Origin of the sequence: Exiguobacterium sp. RIT594, assembly GCF_003339585.1 — a bacterium.
In the GTDB taxonomy this organism is placed as follows: Bacteria; Bacillota; Bacilli; order Exiguobacteriales; family Exiguobacteriaceae; genus Exiguobacterium_A.
The window spans coordinates 1-19500 of record NZ_QPKF01000004.1; the positions used below are offsets into that span (position 1 = coordinate 1).

Genomic DNA, 19500 nt, shown 5'->3' on the forward strand with positions numbered 1-19500 from the left:
TTGTTTTTGTATATTTGGTAGTTGTTGTCTGCATCGTTCTGAACAGCATACGCGCCCGGATTGGAATTGGATTTAAAAAAGATTAAAAAATATGAAAAAAATTCAAAATCATTTAGCTAACTTGCAAAGAAATTAAGTGTTTTCCTATTATATGTACGAAATCATTGTGTGGAATTTAACGAATCAACTACTTAATTAACACGCAGAGATATCACCGGATTGGCAAAAAATCGCCATAGTGTCAGCGGTCCGCGAATTGTGTAACCGCTTATACTTAATGAGCGTTCACAAGCTGGACATATTTTTCACGGATGTACGGCAAACTGAAATCACTGAAGGAGTGGGGAGAGAAAAGAAAACGTAGAATAAGACAGCAGACTCATGACAACACGTGTGCCATCATAACTCATCCTACATATTGTCATGAGAACATCTACTTAACGAAGAAGCGGGGATTGAACATGAATCAACTCGAGACGAGGGGAACAGAACAGAAAACGGAAAACCGTTCCGCATCATCATTTTACCGGACGGTTTGGCGCTGGCACTTTTATGCCGGACTGATTTTTGCACCATTTCTTGTCATGCTTGCCGTGACGGGATCGATTTACTTATTCAAACCACAAATCGAGAATGTTTTATATCAGAAGTATTATGAAGTGACACCGCAAGAAAACCGGATTTCAGCGACGGCACAAATCAATGCTGTCAAAGCAAACTATCCGGACGCAAGTATTACGAAGTACCGCCCCGGAGAAACCGATGCGCGGTCGAGTGAAGTGAAGATTGCGACGGAAGAGGCCTCGTCGACGGTCTTTATCAATCCGTACACCGGAAAAATTATCGGCGAACTGGCGGATGATGACCGGATCATGAATAAAGTCGAAGAAATCCACGGCGAACTGATGGCCGGGACGATTGGGGACCGGATCGTTGAACTTGTTGCCTGTTGGGCGATTGTCTTAATCGTAACGGGGCTATTTTTGTGGTTCCCGCGTAAAAAATCAACCGGGTGGTCCGGTGTCTTGATTCCACGACTACGCCAAGGGAAAAAAATCTTCCGACGTGATTTGCATGCTGTACCGGCATTTTGGATTACAGCCGGGATGTTATTCCTGATTTTGACGGGACTGCCGTGGTCCGGCTTTTGGGGAACAAGTTTTCAATCTGTCGCTACAAACCAAGGGCTTGGATATCCGCCATCGATTTGGGGAGGCGAGGCACCGGTGTCAGCTGTTCAAACAAAAGATGTCGCAGAAGTCCCGTGGGCAGCGGAAACACTCGACGTGCCGAAATCAAACGTCGAGGGGCTTGTACCGGCGTCGATTGACGATATCGTGTCGATTGCGAAACAACAAGGTATGGATCCGAGTTATGCCATCAGTATTCCAAGTGATCCGACAGGCGTCTATACGTTGTCGGCGTATCCTGCGAAAGCAGAAAAGGAAGCCACAATCCATCTTGATCAATATTCCGGAGCCGTCTTGGCAGATTATCGTTTTGATAACTATGGTTTTGTCGGTAAAGCGGTCGCGCTCGGGATTACCTTGCACAAAGGAACGGAATTTGGTCTGATCAATCAATTGATCAGTTTAGCGATTTGTCTCGGAATCATTTTAGTCGCGGTCAGCGGATTCTATTTATGGTTGAAACGGAAACCGGGCAAAGGGATGGGCGCACCAAAAGGACCGCCGGCGAAATCAATCAAGTGGTTTATTCTCGTTTTGATTGTGCTTGGCATACTGTTCCCTTTGGTCGGTCTGTCGTTAATCGTTGTCTGGCTGGCCGATTTCTTCATCATCCGACGGATTCCGGCTGTAAGGAGGTTTTTGAATGCGTAAGTCAATCAAAGGCATTTTACTAAGTGGACTGATTGTGACAAGTAGCGGTCTTGCAGGGTGTGCGGTCACATCGGACGCGGCCCAGCAATACGCTGTTGCCATCCCTTTATCGGTAAAATTTGAAATTCCGAAAGTACTGAAAGCCGATCAGGAAAAACAGTACCGATTCGGAGCGACACTGTGGCAGGATCAAAAAGCAGTTAAAGAAGCGGAGTATGTCCATTTTGAAATCTGGAAAGCAGATGGAACACTTCGGTACAGTATGGAACCGGCAGATGAAACGAAACCGGGAGTTTACTCGATTGAAAAGAAATTGCCGAAGGAAGGTCTGTATTACATCAAGGTCCATGCCAGCAGTAACGGAGCGATGATTATGCCGACACGGCAATTCATTGTCGGTCAACTGTCCGCCAACGATTTAAAAATCTTACAGGGCGGTGCCAAACCTGCCGGTGGAAGCAGTGGGCATCATCATTAAAAAAATAAGACAGCAAAACAGGACGATGGATAAAAATCCGTCGTCCTATTTTCATGTGCAATGGATTAAGTTAATCATCATCTCCATGAGATCCGTGGTCATCCCCTTGATCGTCTGAATCATCATCCGACTCGTCGTCATCTCCAGAATCATCGGATTGTCCATCATCATCCGAGGATTCATCTTCTGATTCCATTTCGTGTCCATTCACGAACTTGACTTCGACCTGAAGACTTTTGATTGGCGTCGCAAGCTGTAAAGCTTGAGAGACCTGTACTACAAGTTCTTCTTTCGTCATCGAGGCAGTCAGCGTTAATCGTTCGCGTAAAGTAGCAACATCCTTGATGCCGATTTCATCCTTGACGCGTAACTCGTTCCGGTGATGTTCACTGCTGTAACGCCATTCGAATTTTTGTTTGTTCGTATTAGTCAACTTGATCGTCATTCGTTTGATTTCTTGACTGTTTTGGACGCCGTCCTGATCTGCATCTTCCTGATCATCGCGAACACCGTCATGATCGCTATCGGCATGTGTCGGGTCTGATCCCAGTTCGAATTCGTTCTCGTTATTCAGTTGATCTTTGTCTCGATCTTCTTCCCCGTCTTTTAGACCATCCCGATCAGAATCAGCTTGGATCGGTTGTGTGCCGACAATAAATTCTTCTTTCGTCGTCAGGCTGTCAGCATCTTGATCTTCTGCCGCATCGGAAATCCCGTCTTGATCCGTATCTTTTTTTAAGGGATTAAGCTTGGCAAGATACTCTTGTTGATTCGTCACGCGATCACGGTCCGCATCTTCTTGCCCGTCAGCCAGCCGGTCATCGTCTGTATCTTTTTTGGTCGGATTCAACTGCAATTGATACTCCTGGAGGTTGGTCAGACGGTCACGGTCACGATCGGCCGTCGCTACGGTTTTTCCATACCCTAAATGATACTTACTCTGCCAGGAATCCGGAATCTTATTTTGATCCCGATCGACTTGAGTCACTGCCTTTTTCTTTGGTTTTGTCTTGGCGTCGACCGAGACGACCGACTGAGAGAGACAGACGGAGGCGAGTAACGCTCCAATGATGATTCGTTTCATACGTTCACTCCTGTTCCTGATGAAAAATAGTTTAAAAAGCGATCTTAAGAAGAGTTTAATCAAATTGTTCTAACATAAGGACGCTCTTTCGAAAAACGAGTCAGTAAAAAATAAAATAGTTAAAGAGAAAAGTTTTCAAAACGCCTTATATTTTTTAGAGAAAAATATTTTTTTATAAAAAATGTGAAAAAAGAAAACTATTTGTGAACTGCTTACGTTATCTGTGTGTAGTTTAAAAAATCAAAGGGGTGTTCATAAGATGAAGATGAAAAAGTCGTATCTCGCCGTCCCACTCAGTGCCGCATTATTGATTCCAGCAGCAGGCGTCAGTGCCCATGGTCATGAAGATCATAGCAAGATGTCCCACAGCTCGGGCAAAGTATCACTAGATGTCTCGTCTCCCGCATCGGATTTGCGAGCGACGCTTGATCAGCTTTTATCTGAACATGCTTATTTAGCAGTCGTCGCCATGCAAAAAGGTATTGACGGCAAAAAAGATTTTGATCAAGCAGCCGCTGCGTTGAATCAAAATACGGATGATTTATCGGCAGCAGTCGGATCCGTCTACGGGGATGAAGCCGGCGAAGCGTTCAAAAAGATTTGGTCAAGTCATATCGGCTACTTCGTGGATTATGTCAAAGCAACAGGCGCTAAAGATGAAGACGCTAAACAAAAAGCGTTAAAAGAACTGGATGAGTACCGCGTCGAACAAGCCGCTTTCCTCGATCAAGCAACAGAAGGACGCTTGAAAGCAGCAGATCTAGAAGCCGGATTAAAAGTCCACATTACGCAATTGTTGACCTCATTCGACAGTTACGTCGCCGGTGATTATGACGCCGCCTACAGCAACATGCGAAAAGCGATCGAGCATATGTACATGGTCGGAGAAGGATTATCGGGCGCCATCGTTACGCAGTATCCGGATAAATTCAAAAATACGAAAGTCGATACACCGGCTGCCGACCTCCGTGCCGGATTGAACCGGAACTTCTCGGAACATGCGGCACTCGCTGTCCTTGCGATGCAAAAAGGAATCGACGGAGCGAAGGACTTTGATGCGGCAGCAGGAGCACTTGGTGAAAACACAGACGATCTGACAGCGTCAATCGGTTCTGTCTACGGCAGTGAAGCCGCGCAACAATTCAAGAAAATCTGGTCGAGTCACATCGGCTACTTTGTGGATTACGTGAAAGCGACAGGTGCGAAAGACGATCAGGCACGTGACATGGCCGTAAAAGAATTGGATGAATACCGTGTCGAGCAAGCTGCTTTCCTTGATGCCGCAACGGAAGGTCGCCTGAAATCAAAAGATCTCGAAGAAGGACTGAAGGTCCACGTCGATCAATTGTTACTGGCCTTCAACAGCTATAATGAAAAAGACTACGACAAAACGTACCCGGCAATCCGTGAAGCATACGGTCACATGTACGGAGTCGGTGAAGGAACAGCGACAGCAATCGTCGATCAGTTCCCGGATAAATTCAAAGGCGCACCGGCCGGTATGCCGAACACCGGTCTTGGTGGAACGGCTGAATCACAATCATCCACATCAAACGGTATCCTTTGGTCATTACTTGGAATCGCAGCCGCTTCGATCCTCGGATTCTTCGGACTTCGCGGACGTCGCTCACAACACTAATCGGACAACCGAACCCGCTGGAAACAGCGGGTCTTTTTCTACACATTTTCGGTCAAAGGAGGAGTTTACGATGAAGATCAAATGGTTTGTGCTGTTTATTCTGGTCTTGTTCGTCGTTCAGCCGTTTTCAGTCTCAGCTCACACGAGTCTAACGAATTCAAATCCGTCAGAAGGTGAAGTCATACAAGGCGACTTGGAAAAAATTCGTTTGAATTTCGATACGGCGATTGAAAAAACCAGTACGGTCGAACTGAAAACAGCTCAAGGTGACGCGGTTCCGCTTGAAAAGCCCTTGATTATCGGTAATGAATGGAGTGCAGCCGTTCAACAAAAACTTGAGAGCGGAACGTATCTCATCCGCTGGACATTGATTTCGGAAGACGGACACCCGGTCGAAGGAACGATTCGATTCGACTTGAAAGAAACGGTTTCTTCGACCGATCCTGCTGACGATAAAGACGTCGAGCCGGCGGCACCGGAACCGCAACAAGCGAGTATCGTTCCAACTGAATCCGCAGAAACCGTCGAACCGGGGCTGTTTCCGACCTTCTTACCCTGGCTCGTGGCTGTTTTGGTTCTAGCAATCGTCATCACGTTCTTCCTGCTCCGTCGCCAAAAACGGTCATGAACGGCATCGTCAGTGAACTGCTCATCTATATCGGCGGGGCACTTTGGGCAGGGCGGCTGTTGCTTTTGTTTATTTCAGAAGATAAAAAACCGGCAGTCGGTCAATTGGATGGTCTTGCGTGTGCAGCACTCGTCAGCATCGTTGCAGGAGCCGGCTTTCCGTTATGGCGTGTAGTTTCTTATTTTCAGCAGGAGATGGACTTATCCTTCCGTGAAGCGTTACAGGCGGGTCTGTTTGAAGTCCGGATCGGTCAGTATTTTTTGATGGTGTATTTTTCAGCACTCGTGGCATTCATCATCGTGTTCATGAAACGAATCCTGCTCATCAAACGGTGGTTGCTGCTTGGTATAACAATCCCGCTCTTTCTTGGGATTTCCGGAACCAGTCACGCCGCATCGAAGCATGGCCTGCTGGGGCTTGTGTTACAGACCAGTCATTTTAGCCTGATGGCGTTGTGGGTTGGAGTCGTATTCGTCATCGGTTGGTGTGCCCGGGACTCTAACCACTGGTTGTCGTTTTTACGCTGGTTCAGTCCGTTCGCCCAATTGACGTTTTTAGGAGTCATCGTGACCGGCTTCTTCCTGATGCGTCAAAGTGTTCTGTTAAGCGAGTACCGCAATGCCTGGAATGTCCCGTATGGCCAGGCTTTGCTCTGGAAACACCTGTTGTTAATTCCTTTGCTTGGTTATGCATTCATTAACGGGACACTCGTCAAACGGCGGTTACAGAAGGAACCTTCCTTTGATCCGCGGCGTGGTTTGCGCTTTGAGAGTCTGATCCTCGGTTGTATCTTTTTTGCGACAGCGACCTTGAGTAATCTGGAACCGCCGGATTTGAACACTCTTGGAGCAGTCAAGCCGATTCTTTGGTCGAACATCGTTCTTCTCTTAACAGGCGGTGGAAGTATCGGACTGTTGCTGTTGGCCTATCAGAAACGCCTGCCGTTCCTGCTTGGCAGTCTGTTCAGTCTGCTTGGTGTCAGCCTCATTTATATTGGATTGGTATATACGCCTTAGCACAGTCACCTTCGGAATCCGGGAATGGTGGCTTTGTTGCGTCCGGAGAAGTGACAGAGCGATCATTTTAAAAATTAAAAGATAGTTTTTCTGAAGAAAATATCCGTGCCTGATTTTCGGCGACATGCAGGAGTGGAAACTCGGTATACTGAGGAAAAGAAGGGGAGGGACACGTGATGAATACCTTACCGGAAACGGATTATTATGAAGCGCTCGTCCGTCGTGATGCCTCGTACGAGGGGACATTTTTTGTCGGCGTCAAGACGACGGGGATTTTTTGCCGGCCGACCTGCCCGGCTCGGAAACCGAAGCAACAGAACTGCGAATTTTTTGAGACGGCGAAAGAAGCGTTACTCGCTTCGTACCGGCCGTGTTTACGCTGTAAACCGCTCGCTTATCCCGGTGACAGTGACGTCATCAGCCGCTTGGTTGCCGCCGTCGAAGCGAGTCCTGAAAAGCGGTTCAAAGATGCCGACTTCCGGGAACTGGGACTTGATGCCTCGACCGCCCGGCGGCAGTTTAAGAAACGGTTCGGGATGACGTTCGTTGAATATGCCCGTTCCCGCCGGATGGGACTGGCGATGAAGGAAATCCGCAAAGGACAACCGGTCATCGAAGCCCAGTTGGCGAGTGGTTATGAATCAAGCAGCGGCTTCCGCGATGCCTTTGCCCGCATCATGGGCGAGACACCGAAACGCTGGGACGGAACGTATCTGCAGGCGAAGTGGCTCGACACGCCACTCGGACCGATGCTTGCGATTGCCGATGAGCAAGGACTGCATTTACTCGAGTTTGTCGATCGTCGCGGACTGGAACGGGAAGTCGAACGCCTGCGGCTCTCAGCCCGTGCGGTCATCATTCCCGGTGACACGCCAATCTTCGAGCAGGTAACAGTTCAACTGGAAGCATACTTTGCCGGCGAACGCGACCGATTCGATCTTCCGCTTGTTTTGTACGGGACGCCGTTCCAGCGACAGGTCTGGGAACAGTTGCAACAGATTCCTGCGGGTGAGACGATTTCCTATCAGGAACTGGCCGTCCGTGTCGGGAATCCGGCTGCTGTCCGTGCTGTCGCCCGGGCAAACGGCGCCAATCAACTGGCGATTTTGATTCCCTGTCATAGGGTGATTCGCTTGACCGGCGATCTCGGTGGATATGCCGGCGGCTTGGCACGAAAAGCGGCCTTATTAAAATTAGAACGGACGAAGAGAGGATTGAATCACGTATGAGTTTGATTAAAGATGTGTTTACGGATGACTGGCTGAATCGATTGGGGAAAGCGGTGCAGGCACCGGACTTTAAAGACGTCGTTCAACAAGGGGACTGGGAGGAGCTGGCGTTTAAACAACGGGTCCGCCGGATTGCAACTGAGCTTAAGCGTTATTTGCCGGCTGACTTTGAGCAGGCGGCGACGCATCTCGAAACGATCGCTCCGGAGTTTCCGGGACTGCCGGGCATCGTTTTCCCGGATTATATTGAAGTCTATGCGCCGGGTGATGCCTGGGACCGTGCGATGGCAGCACTGGAACGGTTGACCCGGCACTCGACGTCGGAATTCGCTGTCCGCCGTTTTCTGCTGGCGGATCAAAAACGATTTTTAGAGGTCGCGACGCAATGGAGTCACTCGAATGACGAGCACATCCGGCGCTTGGCGTCAGAAGGAACCCGTCCGCGTTTACCGTGGGGACAGATGATTCCATCGCTGATTGCGGATCCGCGACCGGTCTTGCCGATTCTCGATGCACTGCTCGAAGACGATGCGTTATATGTCCGGAAAAGTGTTGCCAATCACTTGAATGATATCGCGAAGACCCATCCGGAACTCGTCATTGAACGATTGGAGCGGCTCGGAACGCATCCGCATACGGATTGGATTTTACGCCACGCGTCACGAACTCTGTTGAAACAAGGCCACCGGGATGTCTTAAAAGCCTTTGGACTCGTTACGCGGGGAACGGTGACGGTCGACGAACTGACGGTCACACCGACACTGGCAATTGGCGGAGAACTGGCTTTTTCCTTTCACGTAACGACAACCGAACCGCAAGTGTTGCGAATCGAATATGCGATCGACTATGTCAAAAAGCGGGGGACGAGTCAAAAAGTCTTCCGGATCAGCGAACGGCAGGTGACGGGACGGGAGGCGTTTGCGAAACGGCAGTCGTTCCGGAACTTGACGACGCGCGTTCATTATCCGGGTACGCACCAGCTGACGATTCTGATTAACGGAGAAGCCTATGCGACGACGGAGTTTGATGTCACGAAGGAGGAAACAATATGAACGGTCGCCATCCGGACTTTACGACATCCCGGTTATCTGTTGAGGCAACCGATACAGCGGACGGCTGTATTTGGGCACTGCAGAAACGGGATACGCAACAACAGATTGCAACGATTCAGTTCAGCGGTCAGCAACTCAGCTATGACGCAATTGATCCGACCGACCGGGCGGGCTACATCGAAGAAGCATTGAAGGTCATCGTCGCGTATCTGGCGCGGACGCTGTTGTTGCCGTTCGTGACCGGACGGGATGGAGAAGCAGTGGTTTGGCTCCGAAATGGGTTTCATGCTGACGGACCGGTCTTTTGGCGTGACTTGACGCATTGAAGTGAGGAAAATCATGAAACAAAGTAAGCCAAGAATCGTCTTTCCTCCACTCGCTTTTCTCAGGCGGAACGCAAGCCGCGGTCGTCCTCGGACGACCGGGTCTCGCCTGTTCCTGACGGAAGCACGCTTCCTTTTCCTGTAGAAGTCGAGTGGAGTCGACGATTCTTTTGAATGAGCAAAAATAAAACCGTCTCCTCAGAAAACGTGCTTCTGAAGAGACGGTTTTTCGTGTACGGATTACGGTTCTGAGATGCCGTTTGCGAGTAACAGCAAAAAGGTGATGACGGATAATGACAGTAAAAAAGCAATGTTCGCGAAGACACTGAACCATTTGACGTAGTTATTTGTCGACCGGAGACCAAGCACCAGTGAAACGATGTATCCGAGTCCGACCAAAACGTTGAGACCGATGGGCACCCACAGGCTCAGGTTCGGAAAAAAACGTCCGCTCAGCAGGTAGGAAGTCAGCATATTGAACAGCAGCAAACCGAGCGTTAAGAAAACCGGAAAATACGTCTGCTTGGATTGATTCATCGTTCGACCAGATTCGTTGACCAGTTAAAGTGTCGGCAAATGGCGTCGGCACTATCGGCGGCTGAGCGTCCCTCGGTATCGAGCCTTAAGTAATTCGGATACGGCAGTTCCCCCGGAAGTGAATGCGTCCGGTAGTGTTCGGCTGTTTCAAGCAGGTTGGCTTCCGACGCGGCAATGTCCCGTTTCGTAAACTTATGTAGTAGGCGGTTCTCGGTCTGGTTCCGGACAAGACGGGTCGACAGCGCAGCTTCGAGTTCGACGATGAAGACTTCGGCACCGGCTTCTTCAAACAGTTGAACGGTCTCTTCGATGAATTCGATACCTCCGCCTTCGACGCCGAACAGGCACAAGAACGTAAAGATCACGCCTTCCAGGTCACTGACCGCCATCTCCTTAAACATCTCCCGCCGGATCAAGTCCTTCAGCTTATGGTGCGCCGGCTTCGTAAAGTCAAAGTACGGATATAACAGGTCGATCGTCTGATGGTTGTGGAATAATTTCATGCCCGTTTTTTGTTCGAGTTCCTGACCAATCGTCATTTTGCCGACGGCTTGCGGTCCGAGTAACATCACAAACTTCATCTCTGGCACCTCTTCCTTTTTTTGTTAATACTAGCACAGAAAAACAAAGTGTTCATATTAGAACGTTTGTTCGTTAAATGGTATAATGACAGTAGGGAATGTTGCTGTTTTTTCGACCGAATGGAGGTCATTCATTATATGGAACACTGGAAGATGGTAGACGGTTATGAAGGGATGTATCAGGTTTCAACAGCGGGGAATGTCCGCTCGCTCGACCGGATCATCGAGACGAGTCGGGGTGTCAAACAACGGCGGCAAGGTGTCGTCTTGCGCCCACGAATCAATCAAGAAGGCTACCGGAAAGTCACGTTATACAAACAAGGACGGGGCGAACGGTATTATGTCGGAGAACTTGTCGCGAAAACATTTATTGATAGTGAAGCGGTGCAGGAGCGGGTTATCCGGGCAGACGGTAATCGACTGAATGACCAGATCGACAATCTGACGGTCAAACCGTCCGTGAGTCAAGCGTATGCATCGCTCCTTGACGAGTTCGAGTCGCTACTGAGTCAACACATTGACTTGTCGCCACGACAGATTCGGGACATCCGCTACCGCTATCAAGCAGGACAGTCGATTCGCCGGTTAGCGATGGCGTATCAGGTGACGGAAAATCGGATCCGTAACATCATCGACAAAAAGGAAGCTCAATATATTAGTTAAACGACAAACAGACTCTGTGCTTGAGGCACGGGGTCTGTTTGTCTTTACTGGGACGGACCGACAATCGTCCGGTTGAGAGACTCGATTTGTTCGCCGATGATGTGACCGTGCTGTTTCAGTTCCTGTTGGCGGACACTGTTGGCCGGCATGTTTGCTTCAAGTGACTGACTGTAGTGGGTCAGTTCAAACAGAATCGTTTCAATCAGTTGAAAATGTTCCCGAATCCGCGGTTGGACCGAATAGACGAGCGTCCGGTCCGTCTCGACCTGGACGAGCGCGGCTTCAATCTGTTGGGCATGATCAAGGACGGAAGCAATCCGGCGGGTGCTCTGTTCAAGTTGTTCGTGTGTCGTCTCGATTTGGGTCGTCATCTGGACAACATCTTGTTCGATTTGCCCGATACTAGCCGTCAAATCCCGGTTCGCCTGGTTGATGTGATCGATACTCCGCTTGATATCGAGCGCAAGTGACTCGACCTCTTTGGCGACGATGACGAAACCGCGGCCTTCGTCGCCAGCGCGTGTTGCTTCGATTAGGGCGTTGAGCGATAAGCGGCGTGTCGCTTCCGCCACCTGCTGGATATAGCGGATCGAGGCATGCATTTGTTGATTGCGTCCGGTCGCTTCTTCCAGTGACTGTGACGTGTTGACAGACAGGGTCCGTAACAACGTTGTATCCTGTTGCAATGAGTCGAGGATTCGATGACTCGTCGTCGCTTCGTCATTAAAGGAGCTGACCCGTTGATGGCTCGTTTGGATCGACTCGTCCATCGTGGCGAGTGCTTCAATCGAGGTCGTCAACAGTTGGCCGGATTCCATGATGATCTGTTCCATCTGCGTCGACTGGTCCGTCAACGATGTCGCCACTTGATGGACGTCAACGATAGATTCATCAATCGATGCGAGTTGGGACGAAAAACCGGGTTGAGTTGCCTCCAGTCGTTCGCTCGCAATCGAAATTTCTTGCGTCAAGTTCCCGATTTGCTGCATCAGTTGGTTGTATTGAAACGTCAATTGCTGTAATTCAAACGTCGTCGTCTTGATGCTGATCGGCTGATAGGTCCGCCGTGCATAGGCTTCTTCAATCTTTAAGGACAAGACCGACAGCGGAGCGAGTTGCTTTTTAATGCGGGCACGGATCAACAGACTGACGAAACAGAGGACGACGATTCCGAGCACACCGAGTTTCAAGGCGAGTGCCTTAGCGGGTGCGACCAATCGTGCTTGATCGACCGATAAGAACAGGACATCATTCACTTCCGAAATCGACATCGCGAGAATAAACCGGTCGTTGCTCGTAAACGTCATGACGCGTGTTTTCTTCAATTGTTGCGTCACATCTTTTTTTTGTTGTGCCGTCAACGCCAACGGTTGGATAGCTACGTTTTTGGTTGCGAGCGACTGAATGGCCGCATCGTACTCGTCCCGTGCCATATCGGCGAGCTGTTGATTTTTTAATCGTTTGATGGCGCGTGTCCGTTCCTGTTCGTCTTCCGGATACGCCAAGTAGATGGAGCGGATATTGGCATCGAGCATCGTCATTTCGCGTTCAAGCCGTTCGCTGACGGACTTCGTCGACGCGCGGTAGAGTTCTTCAACGCTTAAAGCACTGATCAGTAACAGACCCATCGCGACGATTGGGATCAGCCAGTTGTTTAATTGTTGGGCCAATAATCTTTTTTTCTGTGTAGGTTGCTTCATTCGCTTTATCGCCTCCATGCTTCCTATCGGAAAGGAATGAGGCATAATTTATGAAGGCAACGTAGCGTTCTTGTAAAGGTTCAGTCCGCAAAAAAAGACATCCGAGGATGTCTGCTGTCAGCTGGCATGTGGTAGGTAAGTCGAAACGAAACTGGTCGTCATCTGTAAGAGCTGTTGGGTTTCTTCTTTTGGTTCTGATGTGACATAAATAATCAGGGCAGCGGCGACGGCGACAAAAATGATGATGACGAGAATGACGAAGAACGGCATCTTGCTTTTCTTTTTTTCCTCTTTCATGTCCATGATGCGATTACCCCCTTATGAAGTAGAAACAGTCTCTTTGAACTGATTCCCTGATGAAAAAAATGGAAACCTGTCAGAGTGCTTGAAACAGGTAAGAATTAGTCCGATAAAGAACTATAACGTGTAGGGAATTAGTTTTACATAAGGGGCGTGCAGCATGTTGAGTCAGTTTAATCAGTTTCTGTTGAATTTTTCGTTATTGATCACGTCACTGTTATTTGCCTCTTTACCACTCCGACACGTCAAACGCATTTCACCGGCGTCACCGGTCAAGCTTCGTATTCTGGTCGGGTTGATTGCCGGGTTTATCAGTGTCCTGCTTGTTCTGAACAGCATTACCTATGATGGTGCAAAAATTGATTTACGGCTCGTTGCGCTTGTCACGGCGTTTTATTACGGCGGCTGGGTCAGTGCCGGCATTACGACGCTCGCGATTCTTGGCGCCCGGTTTGCCGTTACGCCGCCGGGGGCTTACGAAGGGTTGATCCTGACCGGTTTAATTTGTATCGCTTTACTCATCACGGCAAGCATTTACCGTCGATTTGCGTCGCATACACTCAAAGATTATTTAGTCTTGATTGGTATCGGGATTGGTTACAGTTTACCTGCCCTCTATCTATTAACGGAGACATTTAACCGGTTTCTTGAAATCGCCTTGGTCTATATCATTTTCATTTTACTGGGCGGTTATGTCACGTACCGTTTCCTGCAGGAACTGCGCAAACACTTCCAGTTCGTCCAGACCCAGCAGGAGCTTGCTTTGACGGACGGGCTGACGAATCTCGCCAACCGGCGGAAACTGGATGAGACACTCGCTCACTATGATCAACACGGCTATGCGTTTTCCGTTCTGATTGTCGACATCGACTTTTTCAAATCGGTCAACGATACGTACGGACATGACGGGGGGGATGTCGTTTTGCGACAATTAAGCCACCTGCTCGAACACTGTTGTCCGGATCAGGCGCTCGTCGGACGTTACGGCGGGGAAGAGTTTGTCGTCCTGTTACCGGACACACCGCTCAAAGAAGCCGGACGGCTCGGCGAAACGATCCGTTCTGCCTGTGCCGATCAGCATTTTGTCTTCAGCGCGTATCCGGCATTCCATGTCACGTTATCAATCGGGGCGGCCTCGTCGGACCAAGGCGAGACATCGTTTGAAGTCGTCCAAAAAGCCGATCAGGCATTGTATCAGGCGAAACAGACGGGACGTAACAAGGTCGTCGGCTACAGCGAAGAATAATCCAAAACAAACAGGCGGGCTCCCCGGAGTCCGCCTGTTTGTTTTACCTATCGGTTATTCGCCGACCATCCCGTCATGGTCATTGTCCCGCATGTACGGATAAAGCCAATGGTCATCTGTAATCGGCATCGCGAAACCGGCGTCCTTCGCCTCTTGGATTGTAACTTGTCCGTTGCCGTTCGCGTCGACGGTTGAGACGTCATTTGTCGCGTCCGAAGCTGGTTCCGGATCGGCAGGAGCTTGTACCGGTTCTTCTTTGTCTTCGGTCAGACCGAGTTCGGCATTGACTTCATCCGGATTGACGTTATCGAAGTCATCGACGATTTTATTTCCTCGTAGCGTATACGTATAGTGATAATGCGACGGGATTTGTGTGTTCGTATCCGGATACGTAATGATTGCTTCGAAGTCTGTCACCTCACCGGCCTTGCGGATAGTGTTTTCCATATAAGCTTGATCACCGTGCCGGTTGAGCGTACTGTCCTGCGGCGTGATGTTGTAGGCGTTTGAGACCCCGCCCAGTGAATCGGCGATAACGTGGCCTTCGTCGAGTTGCGGACTCTCAACACCGGGGACCTTCGCTTCGTCTGAATAATAGCGACCGGATGACGTCGTTTCCTCGGAATCATTTTGTAAGGTGATTTTTTTCGCGATCACTTTAACGAGTTGGGCATGTTCGTTCGTAAACGCCCAATACTTCCGATTGCCGAATCCGATATTGACGACAGCATTCGGTTCCCGGTCACCCGACAGATCGCCCCCGTCGACGTTCAGTTTTGTATAGCCCGAAAAAACGGAGTTCTTCGAAGACTTGGCTGTCGCCTCAGCAGTAGCCGTTTCGGTGTTCACCGGTTTTTTCGTGACGGGTTTCTCAGAGGTTTGGTCTGCTTCGGCCGGTTTGGTTTCTGTTTCCGTTTCCGCCTGCTTCGGTGAATCCTTCTGAATGGTTGATTGGTCGGTCTTTGGTTCTTGCGAAGCTGTTTCTTCACCGGCACATCCCGTTAAGAGAAGGGCAGCCAGTGGTAACGCAAAGTAAGTAAAGGATAGTTTCATAGGTAGACTCCTTAAATGGCATGACATACTTGTTCATTTTAGGAATCTTTTATCCTGAATACAAGCTGATTTTAAATATCTAACTACATGATATAGATAGTGTCAGGTAATTTATCAAAAATAGTCTTTCAAGAGACGGTCGTTTCACACCAAAAAACACGCCACTTAAAAGTGACGTGTCCGGACGGATGACTGGAATGAAATGGTCAGTTCCATAGGAAGAACTGTCTTTAAGAGGAAATCAATTGCGGGAAAATCTGATACCGCTCAAAATCAGCGAGGATATTGGGTGCAATCTGTTGGCGGAGTGTCGATTCATCTGCCCACATGTAGGCGTCGTGCTCATCGGACAATTCGACGGTCCGAGTCGTGGCGGTGCAGAAGTAGACCAGCAAAATGACTTGGCGGTCCGGATGCGTCATGAGACTCGAAGCATAAGCGATGCGGTCGACAGTGACCGTCAGTCCGGTTTCTTCCTCGATTTCCCGTGCCAGACTGTCTTCCGGCAACTCGCCGAAATCAATTTTCCCACCCGGACATTCCCACGTTCCGCCACCGGAGTCGGCAGCGGCGCGTTGGACGATTAAGATCCGGTTGTCGTACTGCACGATACCTTTGACGGCTGTTACGATCGTTGTCATATGTTTCCCCCCTTTTGTCTGAGAAGAACAGCTTCCGGTCCTTCCTGTTGCATCAACTGACCGTTCTTCAAATAAACGCCGCTTCGTTCCGGTAAACCGTAGCCGAAGGTACTCTCCGTTTTTATAAACGCCTCGTACAAGTTCGTCTCTTCCTGCCATGTGTCGTAATGGACGGAAATTACGGCGTCCGGTAACAGTCCGAGACCCTTCAGGACTAATGATTTACCGTCCCGTTGATCAATCGCAGGAATCCGGCATTCGTTTGGTGTCAGTAAGGCACCGGCTGAAAATCCGGCGACCGGAACGCCGTGCTGAAACCGTTCTTGAATGATGGTACCGATTGGTGTGCCGACGATGAACTGTTGGTAGCGTTCCGTCTCGCCACCCGAGATGATGATGCCGGCACTTCCTGCTAACCGTTCGAGTTGTTCAGGTGCCGGACGCGCAGACAATGGAAAGTGGAAAAAATCTGTTGCACCATTTGCTGTTAACGCATTCGTATAGATCGGGGCATAATCTGCCCAGGACGAGTCGGGACGCGGGACATACAGTAAAGCAACCGGTCCCGACTGGTCGAGACAAGAGACGAATTGTTCGCAAAGCATTGGCGTGAACGGCGGACCGCCACCGAAGAGAAACAGCTGTTGATCCATCATGAAAAACCTCCTGTTTTTAAAATGATTTCATCTGCAAAGCGGTCTGATACCGTTCAAAAAGTTGGGCCGTCATGAAAAAGAACAGCAGACCAAAACCGATGTGAAGCGCTGTATAGACAAGACCAAACGAAGAGATTTCATACAGCAGGACCGGTAACTTGACCGTCGTGAACGCTCCGAGGAAAAAGACGACATATCGGACGCTGGCGCCTTTTTCGAGCAGGAGAACGGCGACGGGAAAAGCGACATAGAGCGGACCGGCTGCGATGGCAGCGAGTAATAAGACATACACATATCCTTGAGCCCCTGCATCTGGTCCCATGTATTTTAGCAGGGTGTCTTTTTTGATCCATTGATCAAGTAAACCGACCAAGACCAGAATCGGTGGCAACAGAAGCAGCATATCGAGCAGACTGTTAAAACTGAGCCGGGCGGCATGCTGACCGCGTACAGGATCAACGAGCAGAAGTCCGAGCAAGAGGACGGACATTGTGAGGAAAAAGCCATATGTTTTGATCCGTTTCATCCAAGCACCTCCATGACGAGTAATGAAAAGAACAGGCACATCATAAGTGCGGATAGGTTGCGCACGTAAGCAAAACGTTTGCCGAACAGGCGGCTCTCGAGCGGAATCGTCATGATTCCGACGGCCATCAGTGAAGCCATTAAAGCCGAAACTTGTGCCAATCCGGCACCGTTCTCAAGTAAGGTCGCGCCGAGCGGGAAGACGACGAAGCTCGGAATCAGAGCAATCGCACCGATGACGAGCGACAGTATAATACCAAGAAACCCGGCATCCTGTCCGAGTAAGGCCGAGATTTGCGCAGGCGACAGAATCGATAACGACAAACCGACGAACAACAGGATGGCCAGGAGATCCGGCAACAGGTTCGTAAAGATTTTCCAGGCTTTCGCAAATGCCGCCTGCGTCTTTTGTTTGTCCTTGTAGAAGGAAAAACTGGACAGAAGAATGACAATTCCGTACAGCACGATGCTGTTAACCATCGGATTTTACCTGTTTTGCATAGTGCGTCTGGAAATACAGTAGATTTTGAAGTTTTTGTTCGATGTCCTCATGAAAGCGGTCGAGTTGTGCCCGACCGGACGATGTCATCTGATACATTTTCACCATCTTGTTTTGGGGAGACGTGGTGAGGATGGAAGTGACGAAACCTTCTTCTTCAAGTTTTTTGAGTGTCCGGTAGAGAATCGCACTGTCAATCGGGTTAAACGGCAACTCCTGCTCGCAGCGTTGGAGCAGATCCCCGCCATAGGTGGGACCTTTCGCAAGGAATAAGAGTAAAAAAGCGCCTGTGTGGCGACCGGTATGTTTCAACGTAAATCCCTCCTGATTAATCATGATTTGGAACTGTTATTAACACTTAACTGTTGATGACAGTATAAAATCGAAAAGATGAAAAAGCAACTGCCGATTAGAAATAGGTCCATCAGCAGAACCTAATCATTTTTTGAGATAGGTAGAAAACGGAAAATGAATTATACTGGAAATAACAGGAGTAAACGAGGAAGGACGGATAAAAATGAGCGACAATCCAATCCAACAATTCCGTTACCGGGAGTCCGGCATGGGAGAAGAACAACTATTTACGTGGATGGCCGCGACTCAGGAATTACGACTAGAGGAGGGAACAGGAGAAGAAACGACCGTTCTCTTGTCCCGACGGCAACAGCAGGAGCTGACACGACGTTTAGAGAAGGCCGGGGTCATCGACTGGCAACCGGAATACACGACAGAATGGCTGATTCTCGACGGGACATATTGGGAAATCAGTTGGACGGGATCAGAGGGAAACGGAGCATCTCAGGGCAGTAACGCCTATCCGGAACACTGGGAACTGCTTCGGGATTGGCTGTACCGTCAGTTTGGAAGGGACGAGGGGGAGTTTGGATGAAGAAGTGGTGGATCGGGTTAGCTGTCTTAGCCGGCTATTGTATTCCATTCGTCTACCTGGCGTTGCTCGAAGACTTCAAGACAGGGACATTACTCGGTTATCTACTGTTACTTGTCGGATTCACGTTTCTCGCTTTTATCGGTCAGCGGTGGAGTCATCTGCTGTTTGTGATGACCGGTAATGTTCTGTCTTACTCCATCTCTGTTTATTTTGCAGGTCAAACAGATGCCTATGGATTTGACGGTTACTTCAAACCGTTGACGGCCGAACAACTGATTCTGCTCGTCAGTCTGTTGATGCTCATTCCACAATTGATTGCCATAGTGGTGGCAATGTCACTGGAGGCGAAAAAGCGGATGAAGGAAATAAAGAAGCAATAAAAAAACACGCCACTAAAAACATGACGTGTTGCAAGTCATTAAACTAATCCTAAAATCTCAACCTCAACTAAAGCACCTTTCGGCAATTCTTTGACGGCGATACAAGACCGAGCCGGGAAGTGGTTATGCGGGGCAAAGTAATCCGAGTAGATATCATTAAACGCAGCGAAATGATCCATGCTCGTTAAGTAACACGTCGTCTTGACGATACGATCCGGTGTCAGACCGGCTTCTTTTAAGATGGCATTAACGTTTTTCATGACCTGCTCCGTCTGTTCTGTAATGCCACCGACGACCATTTCACCCGTCGCGGGATTGATTGGGATTTGACCGGATGCGTATAACGTACCGTTAGCGATAAAGCCTTGTGAATAGGGACCAATCGCAGCAGGTGCGTTGGTTGTTTCGATTTTTTTAAAAATTCCCATGGGAAATCCTCCTTTAATTTTTAGGATGGAAAATACAAGATGGTAATTAACTACTAAGTAAAAACGCGTGATAAAATTAATAAATACAGTTTGAAAATTCATGATTTATTGT

At 49.1% G+C, this 19500-nt stretch carries 24 protein-coding genes; 12 read left to right on the forward strand and 12 right to left on the reverse strand.

Going from position 1 to position 19500, the window contains the following annotated elements:
• Window positions 1–461: 461 nt before the first annotated feature.
• Together DVG79_RS12225 and DVG79_RS12230 are read left to right on the forward strand one after the other, a co-directional pair.
• Entirely contained in the window at window positions 462–1841 is a 1380-nt protein-coding gene (locus DVG79_RS12225; protein WP_114596967.1) for a PepSY-associated TM helix domain-containing protein, read from the forward strand.
• The gene (locus DVG79_RS12230; protein ID WP_114596968.1) at window positions 1834–2319 is read left to right on the forward strand and encodes a FixH family protein; all 486 of its coding nucleotides are present in this window, start codon (window positions 1834–1836) and stop codon (window positions 2317–2319) included. Before DVG79_RS12225 ends, DVG79_RS12230 begins: the two co-directional genes overlap by 8 nt.
• A gap of 70 nt (window positions 2320–2389) precedes the next feature.
• On the opposite strand, the gene DVG79_RS12235 is transcribed toward DVG79_RS12230, so the two are convergent.
• Window positions 2390–3403, reverse strand: coding sequence for a hypothetical protein (locus tag DVG79_RS12235; RefSeq protein WP_114596969.1), 1014 nt, complete (start codon window positions 3401–3403; stop codon window positions 2390–2392).
• Window positions 3404–3662: 259 nt separating this feature from the next.
• On the opposite strand from DVG79_RS12235, the gene DVG79_RS12240 reads away from it, so the two are divergent.
• The 6 genes from DVG79_RS12240 (at window position 3663) to DVG79_RS12265 (ending at window position 9293) form a co-directional block, all read left to right on the forward strand.
• Window positions 3663–5042: a copper amine oxidase gene (locus DVG79_RS12240; protein ID WP_114596970.1), complete on the forward strand. Its 1380-nt coding sequence runs from the start codon at window positions 3663–3665 to the stop codon at window positions 5040–5042.
• Between the two features lie 70 nt (window positions 5043–5112).
• On the forward strand, window positions 5113–5670 hold the full coding sequence (locus DVG79_RS12245) for a copper resistance CopC family protein (RefSeq protein WP_114596971.1): 558 nt from the start codon (window positions 5113–5115) through the stop codon (window positions 5668–5670).
• Window positions 5667–6686 (forward strand): copper resistance D family protein, encoded by a 1020-nt coding sequence (locus DVG79_RS12250; protein ID WP_114596972.1) that lies wholly within the window; start codon window positions 5667–5669, stop codon window positions 6684–6686. Before DVG79_RS12245 ends, DVG79_RS12250 begins: the two co-directional genes overlap by 4 nt.
• Before the next feature lie 173 nt (window positions 6687–6859).
• Entirely contained in the window at window positions 6860–7915 is a 1056-nt protein-coding gene (locus DVG79_RS12255; RefSeq protein WP_369835128.1) for a bifunctional transcriptional activator/DNA repair enzyme AdaA, read from the forward strand.
• Window positions 7912–8967: a DNA alkylation repair protein gene (locus DVG79_RS12260; RefSeq protein WP_114596974.1), complete on the forward strand. Its 1056-nt coding sequence runs from the start codon at window positions 7912–7914 to the stop codon at window positions 8965–8967. The genes DVG79_RS12255 and DVG79_RS12260 overlap by 4 nt, the downstream gene beginning before the upstream one ends.
• On the forward strand, window positions 8964–9293 hold the full coding sequence (locus DVG79_RS12265) for a hypothetical protein (RefSeq protein WP_114596975.1): 330 nt from the start codon (window positions 8964–8966) through the stop codon (window positions 9291–9293). The genes DVG79_RS12260 and DVG79_RS12265 overlap by 4 nt, the downstream gene beginning before the upstream one ends.
• 237 nt (window positions 9294–9530) lie before the next feature.
• Here DVG79_RS12265 and DVG79_RS12270 read toward each other — a convergent pair whose 3' ends face one another.
• Both DVG79_RS12270 and DVG79_RS12275 read right to left on the reverse strand, forming a co-directional pair.
• On the reverse strand, window positions 9531–9827 hold the full coding sequence (locus DVG79_RS12270; RefSeq protein ID WP_114596976.1) for a hypothetical protein: 297 nt from the start codon (window positions 9825–9827) through the stop codon (window positions 9531–9533).
• The gene (locus DVG79_RS12275; protein WP_114596977.1) at window positions 9824–10408 is read right to left on the reverse strand and encodes a DEAD/DEAH box helicase family protein; all 585 of its coding nucleotides are present in this window, start codon (window positions 10406–10408) and stop codon (window positions 9824–9826) included. The genes DVG79_RS12270 and DVG79_RS12275 overlap by 4 nt, the downstream gene beginning before the upstream one ends.
• A gap of 138 nt (window positions 10409–10546) precedes the next feature.
• Here DVG79_RS12275 and DVG79_RS12280 point away from each other — a divergent pair, with 138 nt between their 5' ends.
• A complete protein-coding gene (locus DVG79_RS12280) occupies window positions 10547–11071 on the forward strand; it encodes an NUMOD4 domain-containing protein (protein WP_158537536.1) in 525 nt (174 codons plus the stop codon).
• A gap of 44 nt (window positions 11072–11115) precedes the next feature.
• Here DVG79_RS12280 and DVG79_RS12285 read toward each other — a convergent pair whose 3' ends face one another.
• Both DVG79_RS12285 and DVG79_RS12290 read right to left on the reverse strand, forming a co-directional pair.
• A complete protein-coding gene (locus tag DVG79_RS12285; protein ID WP_158537537.1) occupies window positions 11116–12771 on the reverse strand; it encodes a methyl-accepting chemotaxis protein in 1656 nt (551 codons plus the stop codon).
• 117 nt (window positions 12772–12888) lie between these two features.
• Window positions 12889–13074: a hypothetical protein gene (locus DVG79_RS12290; protein WP_114596980.1), complete on the reverse strand. Its 186-nt coding sequence runs from the start codon at window positions 13072–13074 to the stop codon at window positions 12889–12891.
• 157 nt (window positions 13075–13231) lie between these two features.
• Between DVG79_RS12290 and DVG79_RS12295 the strand changes: the two genes are divergently transcribed.
• On the forward strand, window positions 13232–14317 hold the full coding sequence (locus DVG79_RS12295; RefSeq protein WP_114596981.1) for a GGDEF domain-containing protein: 1086 nt from the start codon (window positions 13232–13234) through the stop codon (window positions 14315–14317).
• Between the two features lie 54 nt (window positions 14318–14371).
• Here DVG79_RS12295 and DVG79_RS12300 read toward each other — a convergent pair whose 3' ends face one another.
• The 6 genes from DVG79_RS12300 to DVG79_RS12325 form a co-directional block, all read right to left on the reverse strand.
• Complete coding sequence (locus DVG79_RS12300; RefSeq protein WP_114596982.1) at window positions 14372–15370, reverse strand: DNA/RNA non-specific endonuclease; 999 nt, start codon at window positions 15368–15370, stop codon at window positions 14372–14374.
• Window positions 15371–15600: 230 nt separating this feature from the next.
• Complete coding sequence (locus DVG79_RS12305; RefSeq protein ID WP_114596983.1) at window positions 15601–16011, reverse strand: NUDIX hydrolase; 411 nt, start codon at window positions 16009–16011, stop codon at window positions 15601–15603.
• A complete protein-coding gene (locus DVG79_RS12310; RefSeq protein ID WP_114596984.1) occupies window positions 16008–16667 on the reverse strand; it encodes a Type 1 glutamine amidotransferase-like domain-containing protein in 660 nt (219 codons plus the stop codon). Before DVG79_RS12310 ends, DVG79_RS12305 begins: the two co-directional genes overlap by 4 nt.
• A 16-nt stretch (window positions 16668–16683) precedes the next feature.
• Window positions 16684–17193 (reverse strand): permease, encoded by a 510-nt coding sequence (locus DVG79_RS12315; RefSeq protein WP_114596985.1) that lies wholly within the window; start codon window positions 17191–17193, stop codon window positions 16684–16686.
• Complete coding sequence (locus DVG79_RS12320) at window positions 17190–17672, reverse strand: hypothetical protein (protein WP_114596986.1); 483 nt, start codon at window positions 17670–17672, stop codon at window positions 17190–17192. The genes DVG79_RS12315 and DVG79_RS12320 overlap by 4 nt, the downstream gene beginning before the upstream one ends.
• Entirely contained in the window at window positions 17665–18003 is a 339-nt protein-coding gene (locus tag DVG79_RS12325) for a PadR family transcriptional regulator (RefSeq protein WP_114596987.1), read from the reverse strand. The genes DVG79_RS12320 and DVG79_RS12325 overlap by 8 nt, the downstream gene beginning before the upstream one ends.
• Before the next feature lie 205 nt (window positions 18004–18208).
• Here DVG79_RS12325 and DVG79_RS12330 point away from each other — a divergent pair, with 205 nt between their 5' ends.
• Window positions 18209–18580 carry a hypothetical protein gene (locus DVG79_RS12330; protein WP_233494597.1) on the forward strand — a complete coding sequence of 124 codons (372 nt, stop codon included), beginning with the start codon at window positions 18209–18211 and terminating at the stop codon, window positions 18578–18580.
• Window positions 18577–18960, forward strand: coding sequence for a hypothetical protein (locus DVG79_RS12335; protein ID WP_114596989.1), 384 nt, complete (start codon window positions 18577–18579; stop codon window positions 18958–18960). The genes DVG79_RS12330 and DVG79_RS12335 overlap by 4 nt, the downstream gene beginning before the upstream one ends.
• Before the next feature lie 38 nt (window positions 18961–18998).
• On the opposite strand, the gene DVG79_RS12340 is transcribed toward DVG79_RS12335, so the two are convergent.
• Window positions 18999–19388 carry a RidA family protein gene (locus DVG79_RS12340; RefSeq protein ID WP_114596990.1) on the reverse strand — a complete coding sequence of 130 codons (390 nt, stop codon included), beginning with the start codon at window positions 19386–19388 and terminating at the stop codon, window positions 18999–19001.
• Window positions 19389–19500: the final 112 nt, after the last annotated feature.

What these genes read in the sequence shown, in the direction of transcription:
- DVG79_RS12225 (WP_114596967.1), top strand. Translation starts at nt 462, where the DNA reads ATGAATCAACTCGAGACGAGGGGAACAGAACAGAAAACGGAAAACCGT.
- DVG79_RS12230 (WP_114596968.1), top strand. Translation starts at nt 1,834, where the DNA reads ATGCGTAAGTCAATCAAAGGCATTTTACTAAGTGGACTGATTGTGACA.
- DVG79_RS12235 (WP_114596969.1), bottom strand. Translation starts at nt 3,403, where the DNA reads ATGAAACGAATCATCATTGGAGCGTTACTCGCCTCCGTCTGTCTCTCT.
- DVG79_RS12240 (WP_114596970.1), top strand. Translation starts at nt 3,663, where the DNA reads ATGAAGATGAAAAAGTCGTATCTCGCCGTCCCACTCAGTGCCGCATTA.
- DVG79_RS12245 (WP_114596971.1), top strand. Translation starts at nt 5,113, where the DNA reads ATGAAGATCAAATGGTTTGTGCTGTTTATTCTGGTCTTGTTCGTCGTT.
- DVG79_RS12250 (WP_114596972.1), top strand. Translation starts at nt 5,667, where the DNA reads ATGAACGGCATCGTCAGTGAACTGCTCATCTATATCGGCGGGGCACTT.
- DVG79_RS12260 (WP_114596974.1), top strand. Translation starts at nt 7,912, where the DNA reads ATGAGTTTGATTAAAGATGTGTTTACGGATGACTGGCTGAATCGATTG.
- DVG79_RS12265 (WP_114596975.1), top strand. Translation starts at nt 8,964, where the DNA reads ATGAACGGTCGCCATCCGGACTTTACGACATCCCGGTTATCTGTTGAG.
- DVG79_RS12270 (WP_114596976.1), bottom strand. Translation starts at nt 9,827, where the DNA reads ATGAATCAATCCAAGCAGACGTATTTTCCGGTTTTCTTAACGCTCGGT.
- DVG79_RS12275 (WP_114596977.1), bottom strand. Translation starts at nt 10,408, where the DNA reads ATGAAGTTTGTGATGTTACTCGGACCGCAAGCCGTCGGCAAAATGACG.
- DVG79_RS12280 (WP_158537536.1), top strand. Translation starts at nt 10,547, where the DNA reads ATGGAACACTGGAAGATGGTAGACGGTTATGAAGGGATGTATCAGGTT.
- DVG79_RS12285 (WP_158537537.1), bottom strand. Translation starts at nt 12,771, where the DNA reads ATGAAGCAACCTACACAGAAAAAAAGATTATTGGCCCAACAATTAAAC.
- DVG79_RS12290 (WP_114596980.1), bottom strand. Translation starts at nt 13,074, where the DNA reads ATGGACATGAAAGAGGAAAAAAAGAAAAGCAAGATGCCGTTCTTCGTC.
- DVG79_RS12295 (WP_114596981.1), top strand. Translation starts at nt 13,232, where the DNA reads ATGTTGAGTCAGTTTAATCAGTTTCTGTTGAATTTTTCGTTATTGATC.
- DVG79_RS12300 (WP_114596982.1), bottom strand. Translation starts at nt 15,370, where the DNA reads ATGAAACTATCCTTTACTTACTTTGCGTTACCACTGGCTGCCCTTCTC.
- DVG79_RS12305 (WP_114596983.1), bottom strand. Translation starts at nt 16,011, where the DNA reads ATGACAACGATCGTAACAGCCGTCAAAGGTATCGTGCAGTACGACAAC.
- DVG79_RS12310 (WP_114596984.1), bottom strand. Translation starts at nt 16,667, where the DNA reads ATGATGGATCAACAGCTGTTTCTCTTCGGTGGCGGTCCGCCGTTCACG.
- DVG79_RS12315 (WP_114596985.1), bottom strand. Translation starts at nt 17,193, where the DNA reads ATGAAACGGATCAAAACATATGGCTTTTTCCTCACAATGTCCGTCCTC.
- DVG79_RS12320 (WP_114596986.1), bottom strand. Translation starts at nt 17,672, where the DNA reads ATGGTTAACAGCATCGTGCTGTACGGAATTGTCATTCTTCTGTCCAGT.
- DVG79_RS12330 (WP_233494597.1), top strand. Translation starts at nt 18,209, where the DNA reads ATGAGCGACAATCCAATCCAACAATTCCGTTACCGGGAGTCCGGCATG.
- DVG79_RS12335 (WP_114596989.1), top strand. Translation starts at nt 18,577, where the DNA reads ATGAAGAAGTGGTGGATCGGGTTAGCTGTCTTAGCCGGCTATTGTATT.
- DVG79_RS12340 (WP_114596990.1), bottom strand. Translation starts at nt 19,388, where the DNA reads ATGGGAATTTTTAAAAAAATCGAAACAACCAACGCACCTGCTGCGATT.